The sequence below is a fragment of the Streptomyces sp. NBC_01306 genome (genome assembly GCF_026340465.1).
Classification (GTDB): domain Bacteria; phylum Actinomycetota; class Actinomycetes; order Streptomycetales; family Streptomycetaceae; genus Streptomyces.
Map to the genome: position 1 here is coordinate 3,830,001 of NZ_JAPEPC010000001.1, position 14,168 is coordinate 3,844,168.

Here is a 14,168-nt window from a genome sequence, read left to right on the forward strand (position 1 = left end):
GAACCAAGGTGGTAGTAGGTAAGCGATGGGGTGACGCAGGAAGGTAGTCCAGCCCGGGCGGTGGTTGTCCCGGGGTAAGGGTGTAGCCCGTTATCCAGGTAAATCCGGATGACATGTGGGTGAGACCTGATGCCGAGCCGATTGTGGTGAAGTGGATGATCCTATGCTGTCGAGAAAAGCCTCTAGCGAGTTTCATGGCGGCCCGTACCCTAAACCGACTCAGGTGGTCAGGTAGAGAATACCGAGGCGTTCGGGTGAACTATGGTTAAGGAACTCGGCAAAATGCCCCCGTAACTTCGGGAGAAGGGGGCCATTCTTGGTGATTGGATTTACTCCATGAGCTGGGGGTGGCCGCAGAGACCAGCGAGAAGCGACTGTTTACTAAAAACACAGGTCCGTGCGAAGCCGTAAGGCGATGTATACGGACTGACGCCTGCCCGGTGCTGGAACGTTAAGGGGACCGGTTAGTGATCTTTCGGGGTTGCGAAGCTGAGAACTTAAGCGCCAGTAAACGGCGGTGGTAACTATAACCATCCTAAGGTAGCGAAATTCCTTGTCGGGTAAGTTCCGACCTGCACGAATGGCGTAACGACTTCTCGACTGTCTCAACCATAGGCCCGGTGAAATTGCACTACGAGTAAAGATGCTCGTTTCGCGCAGAAGGACGGAAAGACCCCGGGACCTTTACTACAGTTTGATATTGGTGTTCGGTTCGGCTTGTGTAGGATAGGTGGGAGACTTTGAAGCGGCCACGCCAGTGGTTGTGGAGTCGTCGTTGAAATACCACTCTGGTCGTGCTGGATGTCTAACCTCGGTCCGTGATCCGGATCAGGGACAGTGTCTGATGGGTAGTTTAACTGGGGCGGTTGCCTCCTAAAGAGTAACGGAGGCGCCCAAAGGTTCCCTCAGCCTGGTTGGCAATCAGGTGTTGAGTGTAAGTGCACAAGGGAGCTTGACTGTGAGACCGACGGGTCGAGCAGGGACGAAAGTCGGGACTAGTGATCCGGCAGTGGCTTGTGGAAGCGCTGTCGCTCAACGGATAAAAGGTACCCCGGGGATAACAGGCTGATCTTCCCCAAGAGTCCATATCGACGGGATGGTTTGGCACCTCGATGTCGGCTCGTCGCATCCTGGGGCTGGAGTCGGTCCCAAGGGTTGGGCTGTTCGCCCATTAAAGCGGTACGCGAGCTGGGTTTAGAACGTCGTGAGACAGTTCGGTCCCTATCCTCTGCGCGCGTAGGAATATTGAGAAGGGCTGTCCCTAGTACGAGAGGACCGGGACGGACGAACCTCTGGTGTGCCAGTTGTCCTGCCAAGGGCATGGCTGGTTGGCTACGTTCGGAAAGGATAACCGCTGAAAGCATCTAAGCGGGAAGCCTGCTTCGAGATGAGTATTCCCACCCCCTTTGAGGGGTTAAGGCTCCCAGTAGACGACTGGGTTGATAGGCCAGATGTGGAAGCCCGGTAACGGGTGGAGCTGACTGGTACTAATAGGCCGAGGGCTTGTCCTCAGTTGCTCGCGTCCACTGTGTTAGTTCTGAAATAACGAACGACCGTGTTGTATCCGGTGTTGGTTAATTTCATAGTGTTTCGGTGGTCATTGCGTTAGGGAAACGCCCGGTTACATTCCGAACCCGGAAGCTAAGCCTTTCAGCGCCGATGGTACTGCAGGGGGGACCCTGTGGGAGAGTAGGACGCCGCCGAACAATTTTTAGCCTCAGCCCCGGACCGTTATGGTCCGGGGCTGAGGCATTTTTGCGTCCACGTGCAGTTCAAATTCGTGTGCAGTCCTGCGGGTCTGTCTGGCAGGATCCCGGCATGGAAGACGTCATACGGCCTGTGCGGGCTGATGAGTGGCTCAAGGTCAAGGAGCTGCGGCTGGTCGCGCTCCAGGATCCCGCAGCGCCCATTGCCTATCTCGAAACCTATGAAGCGGCCACCGCCCGCCCGGATTCCTTCTGGCAGGACCGGGCGGCCGGGGCCTCGCACGGTGGTACCGCACGGCAGTTCATCGCGGAGGGGCCCGACGGGTCGTGGTCCGGTACCGTGGTCGTGCTGGTCGAACCCGTCGGGACCGAGGGGATCTTCGGGGAAGTGAACTCCGTATCGCAGGCACATCTGGTCGGTGTGTACGTGCGGCCCGAGTTCCGTGGAGCGGGTCTCACCCAGGAGCTCTTCCGGGCGGCGATGGAGTGGGCCTGGTCGCTGGACGAGCCGCGGATCGAGCGGGTGCGGCTCTTCGTGCACCAGGCCAACGGCCGGGCTGCCGGCTTCTACCGCAAGATCGGTTTCGTACCGACCGGTTACTCCGTCCCGGCCCCCGGCGACGCGGGGGACCGTGAGCTGGAGATGGTGGTCGACCGGCCGGTGTGACGGGCCGTGCGGCGTACGAACAGGGCGCCGAGTCCCAGTATCAGGGCCCCCGCCCCGCCCGCCATCAGCGACGTCCCGGCCGAGCCGGGTGTCGAGCCGGCGGACCCGGCGGCCGCGGTGGCGCGGGTCGCGGTGTGGTGGGTGCCGGTGCTGTCGGCGTAGCCTCCCGCCTCGCCCTTCTTCGCGTACTGCGAGCCCGGCAGCTTGTCGCCGTACGCCTTGTGTACTCGGTGCCGGTACGCGGCGAGTGTCGTTCCGCGGGCGCCGACCGCGTGTACGGCCTCGGTGTCCAGGGGCAGGATCCGCGTCCCCTTCATGACGTACCAGGCGTTGATCTGCGGCTCACGGAAGACGGTGCCGCCGGGCAGTTTCGCGGCGCCCTTCGCCGCGTAGTGCGTCTCGTCGTCGCCGGTGGCGATGTTCACGACCTGCCAGGAGGCCCCCTGCGGGACGGTCCACACCGATGCCTTCCGGCCGTCGGCGGAGACCGCGGTACTGGCCAGGAAGTCCAGCCGCGCGACAGGGGCGCCGGAGCGGGCTGCGACGAAGTCCGGGGAGAGTGTGTAGACGGGCACGGCCGGGCCCTTGATCTGCGGGGCCGGGCCGGAGGCCGCCGACGGCGTTGCGGGGTGAGTGCCCGAGTCTGCGAAGAAGCGTGCCAGCGTGTGCAGAGTGGCGGGGGATGCCGCTGCGTGCTGTGCGGCGCTGCGGCCGGCCGCGGAATCGGTGAGGTGCGCGGTGGGGCCGGTGGAGTGGTCGGCCGCGGAGGCCCCGGGGGCGAGGGCGAGTGCCGCGGTGGCCGCGGCTCCGGCGAGGGCCGCTCGCAGGAGGGTGCGGCCGTACGGGGCGGGGCGTGTGAGGCGTCTCTGCATGGTGGTCACGCCCCGATCCGGTAGAGCGAGTGGGTCCAGGAGAACTCGTTGTTGCTGACGTACCAGTCGTGGGCGGCCCAGTTGTAGCGGTTGTCCGACGGCCAGGGGTCGCCCCAGTAGACCCAGTCGCCGGCCGTGTCGTACCCGTAGACGACATTCATGTGCCCGCCGCCGCTCGACCACTGGATGCGGTCGGCGATGGGGCGGCCGGCGTTGATCTCGGTCTGTACGGTGGACGACTGGAGCCAGCCGGTGACATAGGAACCCGGGCTGATACCAGCCCAGTTGAGGCCGTCCTGGACGTTGGCGAGGGTGGCCTGGTCGTTGGGGCAGTTGCCGTTCTGGCTGCGGCCGAACGCGGCGTTGCAGAACTGGTTCTGGCTGTAGTCGCGGCCGTACCAGCCGGCGATGGTGTTACCCGTCGCGGCCCAGCACCAGTTGGTCTGCTGCTGCTCCTGCATGGTGATGTTGAGGCGTTTTGCTCCCGCCGCCGCTGGCACGGTCGTGGGGGTGGCTGCCGCCGTGGTGATGGGCAGGGCGAACAGGGCTGCCGCGGTGGCGATGGCGGCAAGGGACAGCCGTCTCCTGTGGGTGCGCATCGTGTTCCTCCCGGGGTGGGGGTGGATTGGAGGAGCGCGTCCGGACGCTGTGGTGAGCATCGGGTGTTGTTGCGTGCCGGTCAACGCGGTTGAATACGCGACGGCACGGCACTGTGAATGGCGCGTGGCCGGTTGTGAACGGCCCCCTTCTCCACCTGCACGGTCGGCTCCGTCCGCTGCGCTGCTCCGCTGTCCGCCGTGAATGTTCACCGGAACCGGAGGGGCACTGATGGAACGGATCACGGGGCGGGATCCGGTGGCCGCCGCCGGTTCGGAACTCGACCTGGCCCTGCACACCGGCCCTTTCCATCTCGCGCTGCGTACTGCTCTCGCCGTGCGGGGGCTGCCGCTGCACCGGGTCCAGCATCATCTGGCGAGCCGGGGGATCAAAGTCGGTGTAACGAGCCTCAGTTACTGGCAACAGGGGGTGCGGCGGCCCCGGCGGGCCGAGTCGCTGCGGGCGGTGAGCGCACTGGAGGAGGTGCTGCGGCTGCCCGCCGGTTCATTGGTACGGCTGCTTGCTGACGGGGGCGGCGGGCCTGCGGGTGGTGGGCCACGCGGTACGAGTGAACGGCCGGCCGGTCGTTCGTACCGTTCGCTGGTCGCGGGTGCCGCTGTGCTGGAGGGGCTGCTCGCCGGGATGGGGAGCCCGGCGGACGGCGGGCTCCACACAGTGGGTCACCACGAGTCGGTGCGGATCGGGGCCGACCGGCGGCTGGTCGGCCGCTCGTCGCAGCATGTCGTCCGCGCCCACCGGGACGGGGTGGACCGCTATGTGGCCATCCACCACGGGGATCCTGGATGCGACCCCGGGCGGGTGGAGGTCCTGGCCGGGGAGAACTGCCGTACGGGGCGGGTGCGGTGGGAGCGGGAGACCGGGGTGGTCGTCGCGGAGCTGCTGTTCGACGCCCGGCTGCGGGCCGGGGAGACCTATGTGTTCAGGTACGGGTTCGAGGACGGCACCGGGGGGCCGAGCAGCGAGTATGTGCGCGGATTCAGTTTCGCCGGTGGGCAGTACGTCCTGCAGGTCCGCTTCGACGAACATGCGCTTCCGGTGCGGTGCCGGCGCTTCGCGCAGGCCACGGCGGGGACGGTACGGGGAGCCCGGCGGGATCTGACGCTCAGCGGTCTGTACCGGTCCGTCCATACCGTGGAGCAGGAGGTACGGCCGGGGCGGGTGGGGATCGACTGGGACTGGGAGTAGCGCCCCTCGCGCCGGCGCCTTCGGATGGCGCCTCCCTCTGGCGCCTTCCCCGCTCCTTCCGGCGTCTCCCGTACGGAGGTTGAGCGCCGTCAGAAGGGTGTGGCGTCGGGCAGTTCCTGGTGGGGCCAGCGGTTGCGCGCCTGTTCGCGGGAGCGGAGCAGTGCCAGCGGGTGCAGACCCTGCTCGTGGCCGGATGTGAGCAGCTCCGGCAGATACGGGAACGGGGCCACCGCGGCGACATCGTCCAGGACGAGCGTCATTGGTGGGTCGAGCCGACCGTCAGTTGACCGTGCGGCCAAGCGGCGGCCGTGCTCGACCACGCTGGAGGCGAGTGCGGTGAGAAACGGCATGGCGCCGGGGCGCGTGCGCGGGTCCTCGATTGCTTCACCCACCACATAGAGAGTGCCCCCCTCGTGGATGAATGATTCCAGCGTGACCGTATCGGTTCGGTTCGGTGTGCAGGCTTCGCGGATGTGGATCGAGGAGAGTGCGCTCAGTGCACGGGCCGTCAGCTCCTGGGCGACCTCGCGGCGTTCGGGGTGGGCGGTGAGCGCCGACTCCAGCAGGCCCGCTGATCCGGAGCGCGCCCGTGCGTGGGTGCGCAGGATGCGTACCGCCTCCTGGGCCTGGCCGGCGCCCTGGGCCCAGCGGTGGACCTGCCGGAACGGGCGGCCGTCCACGGCTGCGGCGTGCAGCCAGCTGCTCAGGAGCGTCTCGGCGGTGTCGGCCATGGTCGTGTCGATGCGGGCGGTCGGACGGACCGGTGCGAGCAACGCGACGGCGCGGGCTGCGGCGGTGTCGGCGTCCTCGCAGCCGCTGGTGGGGGACCAGTGGAGGCGGGCGGGGGTGTCGCAGAGGTGGCCGGGGTCGTAGACGAGTACGGGTCCGAGCTTGGCCCGGGCGTCCTTCGTCTCCGACCAGACAGCGGGTGAGGAGGTGACGACGAGTGCGGGGCCGGCAGCGTCGCTCACGGCCTGGACAGCGGCGGCCCGGCGTACCGGGGCGGGCCCGAAGCGGACCAGGGGCACCGGGAGGAGGGCGTCGGCGGCAGCCGGGGCTGGGGCGATCGGGTCGGGGGTGGCTGTGGGGGCCGGTGCGGGGGTGGCCGGCGCTGTTCCGGCGGGGCGGTCGGTGGCGCCTGTGGGGGTGGCAGCAGCCTCGGCCAGCAGGCCGGGCTGCATGAACTGGTCGGTGTGCTCGACCTGTTGGGGATGCTGAGGCTGTTGAGCTTGTTGAGGCTGTTGGGTCTGCTCGGTGGGGACGGTCTGGTCGGTGCTCTGTGGCGCGGTCCGCTCCGGTGACCTCGGGGGCGCGACGCGTGGTGTGCCGGCTGTGGCTGTCCGGCGGGCGTTGCGTACCGCGCGCCAGCGGGTGAGCGTGCCGAGGACGAAGACGGTCAGCACCAGCAGGACCAGGACTTCGCTGATGAGCAGGCCCCAGAACAACCCGTACCCGGAGAGCCGGCCCGGTGGGGTGTCCGGCCAGGCGGCGGCGAGGTCGTGCGGGGACGCGGCCAGTTCGCGCATGGCCACCGGGGTGTGTGTCACGGTCACGCCGTCCGGCCAGGCGCCGTGGGCGAAGACGGCGGCGAGGCCCGTGGCCAGCCAGACCAGGAGGGTCAGGCCGAGCAGGAAGACGATCAGCGCGATCAGCAGCCCGTCCGGGATACCGCGTGACTGTGGCTGGGACGGCTGCTGGTGCGCTGGGTGGTGCCGGTTGTGGTGCTCGTGCTGCTGGTGGTGCCCATGGTGCGGGGTGTCGTGCATATCAGGCCACCGTCGACTCTGAGGACTCGTTCAGCTGCCGCTCGATCCTGGCCGCTCGTTCCTCCGCCTCCGTCTCCAGTTGGAGGGTCAGCGCGTCGTCGGCTTCCGGGGTGGACGACTCGGTCATGGCGCGGTCGGTGAAGACGAGGGGGCGTTCGGCCTCGGTGATCAGGTGTTTGACGACCTGGACGTTGCCGTTGACGTCCCAGACCGCGATGCCCGGGGTCAGGGTCGGGATGATCTCGACGGCCCAGCGCGGCAGGCCCAGGACGCGGCCCGTCGCCCGTGCCTCGTCGGCCTTCTGGGCGTAGATGGTCCGGGTCGACGCCATCTTCAGGATGGCCGCCGCTTCCCGGGCGGCGGCGCCGTCCACCACGTCCGAGAGGTGGTGGACCACCGCGACGAACGACAGGCCCAGGCGCCGGCCGAACTTCAGCAGGCGCTGGAAGAGCTGTGCCACGAAGGGGCTGTTGATGATGTGCCAGGCCTCTTCGACGAGGAAGATGCGCTTCTTGCGGTCGGGGCGGATCCAGGTGTGTTCCAGCCAGACACCGACGATCGCCATCAGGATGGGCATGGCGATGGAGTTGCGGTCGATGTGCGACAGGTCGAAGACGATCAGCGGGGCGTCCAGGTCGATACCGACCGAGGTCGGGCCGTCGAACATGCCGCGCAGGTCACCGTCCACCAGGCGGTCCAGGACGAGGGCGACGTCCAGGCCCCAGGCCCGTACATCGTCTATACCGACGTTCATCGCCTCCGCCGACTCCGGTTCGGGGTGGCGGAGCTGCTCGACGATGTCGGTGAGGACCGGCTGGCGGTCGGTGATGGTCTCGTTGACGTACGCGTGCGCCACCTTGAGCGCGAAGCCCGAGCGTTCGTCCAGGCCGTGGCCCATGGCGACTTCGATGATCGTACGGAGCAGGGCCAGCTGGCCCGTGGTGGCGATGGCCGGATCCAGCGGGTTGAGCCGGATGCCGTGGTCGAGCGCGGCCATCGCGTCCAGCCGGATGGGGGTTATACCCAGCTGCTGGGCGATGAGGGCCCATTCACCGGCGCCGTCCTCGCCCTGGGCGTCGAGGACGACGACCTGGCGGTCCTTGAAGCGCAGTTGGCGCAGGACGTAGGTCTTCTCCAGGGAGGATTTGCCGTTGCCGGATTCGCCGAGCACCAGCCAGTGCGGGGCGGGCAGCTGCTGTCCGTACAGCTGGAAGGGGTCGTAGATGTACCCCTTGCCCGAGTAGACCTCGCGGCCGATGATCACGCCGGAGTCGCCGAGGCCGGGGGCGGCCGTCGGCAGGTAGACCGCCTGGGCCTGGCCCGTCGACGTACGGACGGGGAGGCGCGTCGTCTCGACCTTGCCGAAGAGGAACGCGGCGAAGGCGTCGGTGACGGCTGACATCGGATCTCGCATCACAGGGCCCCTATCGGCGGATGCCGGTCGCGAACGGCAGCGTATTCACAAAGGCGCGGTGGTGCTCGCGGTCGCACCATTCGAGCTTGAGATACGACTTGCCGGCCGATGCGCGGATGGTCCGCTTGTCGCGGGCCAGTGCTTCGGGTGAGCGGGACGAGACCGTGATGTACCCGACCAGGTTGACGCCTGCCGCACCGCTGGCGAGGTCTTCGCCGCGCTGGTCGAGGCGGCCGTGGGTGGCGACGTCGCGTGGGTCGACGGTCCGGTTCATCTTGGCGGCGCGGGATGCTTCGGCCTCGTCGTTGGTCTTCTCGGTGAGCATGCGCTCGATGGCGACTTCGGTCGGTTCGAGGTCCATGCAGACCGCGACCGTACGGATCACGTCCGGGGTGTGGACGAGCAGCGGGGCGAGGAAGTTGACGCCGACGGGGGTCATCGGCCACTCCTTCACCCAGGCGGTGGCGTGGCACCAGGGTGCGCGGGTGGAGGACTCGCGGGTCTTGGCCTGGAGGTAGGTGGGTTCGACGGCGTCGAGCTCGGCGGGCCAGGCGTTGCGCTTCGTCATGGCCTGGATGTGGTCGATGGGGTGGTCCGGGTCGTACATGGAGTGCACGAGTGAGGAGAGCCGTCCCTGGCCGAGGGGCTGGCGTACCCGGATGTCCGCCTCGGCGAGGCGGGCGCAGATGTCGGTGAGTTCGCGGGCCATGACGACGGCGAGGCCGGCGTCCTTGTCGAGGCGGCGGCCTGCGGCGGGCCGGGCTGCGCGGGCCATGGCGTGGGCTTCGGAGGCCAGTTCGCGGGTGAAGTGCATACAGGCCACCAGGTACGCGCGGTGCTGCTCGCTGGAGGTGGAGACCATGGAGGCGAGCTGGTCGTACGAGTCCTGGAGCCAGCCGGGGGCGCGGGGGTCGCCGCGCTGGGCGACGTCCTTGGCGTGTGCGTCCGGGTCGGCGGGGAGGGTGCGGGCGAGGATCTGCAGGCGGGTGACGAATCCGTCGCCGTTGGCCACGTGCTTGAGCAGGGTGCCGAACCGGTCCACCAGGGCTTCCTGGTCCTCCGAGTCGCGCAGGCCGACGCCGGGGCCCTCGATCTCGATGGCGGCGGTGACGGTGCGCCGGTCGGCGTGCAGGAGTACGGCGATCTCGTCGGGGCCGAAGGGGGCCGCCAGCCAGTTGATGCGGCCGATGCCGGGCGGCGGGCCGATCTCGACCTCGCGGCCGTCGAGTGCGATGCCCGCTTCCATGGTGGGGGAGCGGTAGGCGGTGCCGCGGCGCAGGGAGCGTTTGTAGCTGCGGTTGATCTCGAACCACTTGTAGAACGTGCGGTGCTTGTACGGGACGTACACCGCGGCGAGTGCCAGCATCGGGAAGCCGGTCAGCGTCACGATGCGCAGGGGCAGGACGGGGACGAGGAGTCCGCACATCATGCCGAGGAAGGCGCCCGCGATGATCAGTGCGATCTCGCCCGTCTCGCGGTTCTTGCCGACGATCGCCGATGGCCGGGCGCGGCCGATCAGATACGTGCGGCGGGGCGCGACCGGCTGGGACTGGGTCGTCAACGCCCTCCTCCTCCTGTGCCGTTGTTGCGTGTGCTGTGGGTTCCGGAGCTGCTCGGCTTGTTACGGGGCGGGGACGCGGCGTTGGGGATCTTTCCGCCGGTTCCGCCGCCCTGGCCGCCCTGGCCGCTCTGTCCGCTGGAGCCGCCGCGGCTGCTGTGGGCCGCCACGCCTCCGGAGATGGGGTTGGCGGGGCGTCCGCCGCCGCCTCCGCCGCTCCCGCTGTCGTTTCCGCCGCCCCCGCCGCGGCTGCTGTGGGTCTTGATGCCCTGGGACACGAGCGCGGCGGGCGAGCTGATCATGGCGGCGGCCTGGGCGCCGTCGGTCGCGGACTTGCGGTTGGTGCGGGAGGCGGCGACCTCGTCACCGAAGCCGGGGACGAAGCGGTAGATCATGCCGCTGGCGAAGATGGCGAGCAGGATGATCGCGAGGCCGGAGACGACGGCGGAGAAGGAGTCGGGGCCCTTGCCGGAGGAGAGCGCGCCGGCGAGGCCGAGCACGATCACGATGACCGGTTTGACCATGATCACCGCGATCATGATGCCGGCCCAGCGGCGGACGTGGCCCCACATGTTCTTGTCGACGAGGCCCGCGTAGACGACGGTGCCGAGGAGGGCGCCGGCGTACAGGAGAGCGGCCCTGATGACGAGTTCGAGCCAGAGGACGCCGGCGGCGAGGATCGACACCAGGGAGGTGACGATCAGCATGATGGGGCCGCCGCCGATGTCGGAGCCCTTCTTGAGCGCCTCGGCGAAGGCCCCGAAGAAGACGTCGTTCTTGCCGCCGGTGGCCGATGCGATGACCTCGGTGACGCTGTCGGTCGCCGAGACCAGTGTGTAGAGGATCAGCGGGGTGAACGCGGAGGCGATGACGGTTAGCCAGAGGAAGCCGATGGCCTCGGAGAGCGCGGTGGTGAGGGGGACGCCGCGGACGGCGCGCTTGGCCACTGCGAGGAGCCAGAGGACGAGCGTGAGGATGGTGGAGGCGGCGAAGACGACGGCGTACTGGCGGAGGAAGGAGCTGTTGGTGAAGTCGACGTTGGCCGTGCTCTTCACCGCGTCGGAGAGCTTGCCGACGATCCAGGCGGCGGCGTCGGCGCAGCCCTTGGCCAGGGAGGAGAGGGGGTCCAGGGAGTCGGCAGGGGGGGTGTTGCTGGCTCCGCCGCCCGCGGTGCCTTCGCAGCGGTCACGGACGGGGCCGATGAGGAGGCTGCAGTCGTCCTTGCCCGACGACGACGGTGAAGGCGTCGGTGAGGGGGCGGCGAACGCGCGGGCGGAGAGCAGCACCGCCGCTGTCTGTACGGCGGCGAGGGCTCCCGCGACGGTGAGCGCGCGGCGTGGGTTAGCGGGCATAGGTGAACCCTCCGTACTGCTCGACTGCCTTGGCGATCTCGTCGGCGGTGGAGGCCTTGCTGTCGGTGTTCACCGGGGCCGGGCCGTCCTTCTGGGTGAAGCTCTGGACCTTCCAGTTGTCGCTCACCCACTGGAGCTTGAGCGTCATGGTGAACCAGTCGCTGGTCACCGGGCTGGTCGAGCCCACGCCGGCTGTGCCGAACACTCCCGTGCACCAGACCGCGACGGTCGCGGTGTCGCCGGACTGCTGCGTGACTTTGGTGCCGACGGGTGCGGTGCGTGAGACATAGGTCAGGCCCTTGCCGGCGTTGCCGTTGGCGTCGAGCCCGATCTTGTCCAGGAGCTGCTTGTCATAGGCCTTGTCGAGCTTGTTCTTGAACGCGTCGACCTGGTCGGGCACGAACACCTTGTTCACGATGTCCCCGCGGCGGGCGGGCTTCATGATGTCGGCCGACACCAGCACCACCGCATAGTTCGCCGCAGCGCTCTGCGCCCCCTGGCTCGTGTGGGCGAAGCCGGATGCGATGCCGCTGTTGCTGCCCGTGACCGGTTTGACGCCGGAGGCCGCTGTGGCGTTCGAGCCGGGCCGCTTCGCTCCGTTGCTGTCGTCGTCCGACGAGTCGCTGCTGCTGCCGTTGCCGCGGTTGGCGAAGGCGATGGCGGCGATGAGCAGCACCACGACGCCCACGACCGTGATGAGGGAGCGTGAGGCGCGTACGGGGCGTCTGGCGCCGCCGTACGGGTCGCCCTCGCCCTCGGGCAGGCGTGTACGGGTCTGGCCCGAGCCGCCCATGCCGTCGGAGCGGCCCGCGTCGCTGCCGTAGTTGTTCTCGTCTCCGAGACTCATGCCGCGGACGCCCCCTCAACCGTTTGCCGTGTCGTCGTGCAGTACGACGGTAACTGTGCTGGTTCCCGCGCGGGCGGGCTGTGGTGACTCGACATCAGGGATGCGCAACCTCTGGGTGGGCCGGGCACGCCCGGGGAGTGCGGGACGGATGATGCGGGGTCAGACGGCCATCCCGTACACGATGGTGAAGACGGTTCCCAGCGAGCCGATGATGAATACGCCGGTGAGCCCGGCGACGATCAGGCCCTTGCCCTGTTCCGCGCTGAAGGTGTCCCGCAGCGCGGTGGCGCCGATACGCTGCTTGGCCGCACCCCAGATCGCGATGCCGAGGCAGAGCAGGATGGCGACCGCCATCACGACCTCGACCATGATCCGTGCCTCGTTGCCGAGGCTGCCGAACGGCCCCCAGTTGGGGGCGATTCCGCCGATGATGGTGCTGATGTCGCCCTTGTCGGCTGCCAGGTTCATGTAACTCACCGCCCCTATCGGGTAGTTCGTGCCCATGCTCCAGTGCACGGGTCACGTCCTATCTTCGCTGATGAAACAGCCCCCGTGTGTAACCCGGCGGCTCTCTTTACGCACATGCCCGCGCATTTGTCCGAACATGCTGCTCTGACCTGCGACGCGGACTCGTGCTCGGTCGAACATGCATGGTTACTCTGTGTATCACGGGGGGTGACGCCGGGCAATGATGCGGCTGTCGGGGAAGAGGAGCCGTCCTGTTTGCGCCCGGCACAACGGCTGACGGCCCGTCTATTCCCTCCCGGGGCTGTTCTTCGGCCGTGCGGGTGCAGGCGTCCCGGTCCGGCCGTGTGCCTCGCACCGTGCCGTACGGGGGTGTGCTGAGGTGCCCGCGGGGCTGCCCCGCTGACCGGTCCGGCGGCCCTGGTGCCGCGGCACTCGTCACCGCGAGACTCGGAGGACATCCCATGGCTGAGCAGTCCCGGCGCACCTTTCTCCGGCAGGTTTCCGCGGGCGGCGCGGTAGTGGGTGCCGCCGCCCTGGTGCCCGCGCTGCTGCGCCGGGCGGAGGGGGCTGTGTCCGAACGGCCTGCCCGGCCCGCACGCCCCGTCCCGCACGCCGGGCCGGCCCGCAGCGCGGCGCACCGGTTCGCCGCTCCCGGTGTGCGGTACGCAGTACGGGTCAACATGCCTGCCGGGACGGTGCGTCAGCTGACTGCTTCCGGCCACCGGCTGCTGATGTTCAAGGCCGTGCAGAGCGAGCAGAGCACCGGGGGGCTGCCCGTCCTGTGGAGCTCCACGAGCACGTACACGACCCGGACCGAACTGGCCTGGACCGAGCAGTACTACGCCTTCGTCACGCCCGGTGATACCCCGGACGGTGCCCGGCTCGCGGGGGTGGACCTCACCCGGGTCTCGCCGGGGCAGACCCTCGATGTCGGTGCGGGTGCGCGCTCCACCGTCATCGGCGGGGGTACGCCCGGGGCTGTCACCATCTCGGACACCACCGCGACACCGCTCTCGTGCGGTCTGGCGCAGCCCGCCCCGGAGGGGGGCGCTCCGGTGCCGGTCTGTGCGCTGCCGCTGGCCGGACAGGGGCAGAACGTCGTCTTCCCGCTGGGGCAGGTGGTCCTGGCCTTCGCCGCCGGCCCGTCGGCGCCGGGGTCGGTGGTGGAGTCCGCTCCCGGGCCGGCGGTCCAGGTGGACCTGGACCGGATGAGCCCGGCCGACCTGTCGTACGACGTCGAGTCCGGCTGGTCCTGGGACGGTGACTTCGCCGCGGTGGTCCCGGGCGACGGATTCGTCGCCGCCCTCGTCCACCCCGCGCCCGGCGGCCGGCTGGGCGGCGGTACGGGCAGCGGTACGCGGGTCAGCGGCATCGTGCTCCGGGCGGTGCGGGAGCCGGTGGCCGCGCCGGGGGCCGAGCCGGGCTCCACCAAGGACGTGGCCGCGGCCGGCCCGCCGGCCGCCGCCGCCAGGACGGGCACCGAGACCGGTACGACGCTCACCTGCTCACTGGACCCGGACAGCCATGTCGTCCTGCACGGCACGTACGTGGTCGAGTACCGGCGGCCCGGCCGGAGCGCCGGCCGGGCGGGCGGTGAGCGGTTGCTGGTCAGGTGCACCTCTGTGCCGGCCGCGCGGGGTGGCGCGTACACCTTCAAGAAGCTGCGGCAGGGCGGCGCGGGCGGCCGGTGACGGGCAGCCCTGTTGCCGGTGTGC

Annotated in this window: 11 protein-coding genes and 2 rRNA genes (1 of these 13 only partly in view); 5 read left to right on the forward strand and 8 right to left on the reverse strand. The window is 69.0% G+C overall.

The features are described 5' to 3' along the window. From OG385_RS16730 to OG385_RS16740, 3 genes are all read left to right on the forward strand, one after another. A 23S ribosomal RNA gene (locus tag OG385_RS16730) occupies positions 1-1,511 on the forward strand; it begins 1,612 nt to the left of the window's first position. 78 nt (positions 1,512-1,589) lie between these two features. Next, positions 1,590-1,706, forward strand: a 5S ribosomal RNA gene (rrf, locus tag OG385_RS16735). 112 nt (positions 1,707-1,818) lie between these two features. After that, complete coding sequence (locus tag OG385_RS16740; protein WP_266855441.1) at positions 1,819-2,373, forward strand: GNAT family N-acetyltransferase; 555 nt, start codon at positions 1,819-1,821, stop codon at positions 2,371-2,373. Here the strand turns inward: OG385_RS16740 and OG385_RS16745 are convergent. Next, positions 2,304-3,245, reverse strand: a complete 942-nt coding sequence (locus OG385_RS16745) for a hypothetical protein (protein WP_266860929.1) — start codon at positions 3,243-3,245, stop codon at positions 2,304-2,306. The genes OG385_RS16740 and OG385_RS16745 overlap by 70 nt on opposite strands. Before the next feature lie 5 nt (positions 3,246-3,250). Further along, positions 3,251-3,844, reverse strand: a complete 594-nt coding sequence (locus OG385_RS16750; protein ID WP_266855442.1) for a papain-like cysteine protease family protein — start codon at positions 3,842-3,844, stop codon at positions 3,251-3,253. A gap of 229 nt (positions 3,845-4,073) precedes the next feature. Here OG385_RS16750 and OG385_RS16755 point away from each other — a divergent pair, with 229 nt between their 5' ends. Further along, on the forward strand, positions 4,074-5,048 hold the full coding sequence (locus OG385_RS16755; protein WP_266855443.1) for a hypothetical protein: 975 nt from the start codon (positions 4,074-4,076) through the stop codon (positions 5,046-5,048). Between the two features lie 89 nt (positions 5,049-5,137). Here OG385_RS16755 and OG385_RS16760 read toward each other — a convergent pair whose 3' ends face one another. From OG385_RS16760 to OG385_RS16785, 6 genes are all read right to left on the reverse strand, one after another. Continuing rightward, positions 5,138-6,814, reverse strand: a complete 1,677-nt coding sequence (locus tag OG385_RS16760; RefSeq protein WP_266855444.1) for a type VI secretion protein — start codon at positions 6,812-6,814, stop codon at positions 5,138-5,140. 1 nt (position 6,815) lies between these two features. After that, positions 6,816-8,228 (reverse strand): ATP-binding protein, encoded by a 1,413-nt coding sequence (locus tag OG385_RS16765; protein WP_266855445.1) that lies wholly within the window; start codon positions 8,226-8,228, stop codon positions 6,816-6,818. Positions 8,229-8,238: 10 nt separating this feature from the next. Continuing rightward, positions 8,239-9,789, reverse strand: a complete 1,551-nt coding sequence (locus OG385_RS16770; RefSeq protein ID WP_266855446.1) for an SCO6880 family protein — start codon at positions 9,787-9,789, stop codon at positions 8,239-8,241. Next, positions 9,786-11,138, reverse strand: a complete 1,353-nt coding sequence (locus OG385_RS16775; protein WP_266855447.1) for a hypothetical protein — start codon at positions 11,136-11,138, stop codon at positions 9,786-9,788. The genes OG385_RS16770 and OG385_RS16775 overlap by 4 nt, the downstream gene beginning before the upstream one ends. Next, on the reverse strand, positions 11,128-11,985 hold the full coding sequence (locus tag OG385_RS16780; RefSeq protein ID WP_266855448.1) for a hypothetical protein: 858 nt from the start codon (positions 11,983-11,985) through the stop codon (positions 11,128-11,130). Before OG385_RS16780 ends, OG385_RS16775 begins: the two co-directional genes overlap by 11 nt. Positions 11,986-12,144: 159 nt before the next feature. After that, positions 12,145-12,453: a hypothetical protein gene (locus tag OG385_RS16785; protein WP_164265700.1), complete on the reverse strand. Its 309-nt coding sequence runs from the start codon at positions 12,451-12,453 to the stop codon at positions 12,145-12,147. 461 nt (positions 12,454-12,914) lie between these two features. On the opposite strand from OG385_RS16785, the gene OG385_RS16790 reads away from it, so the two are divergent. Further along, positions 12,915-14,144: a hypothetical protein gene (locus tag OG385_RS16790; RefSeq protein WP_266855449.1), complete on the forward strand. Its 1,230-nt coding sequence runs from the start codon at positions 12,915-12,917 to the stop codon at positions 14,142-14,144. Positions 14,145-14,168 lie beyond the last annotated feature (24 nt).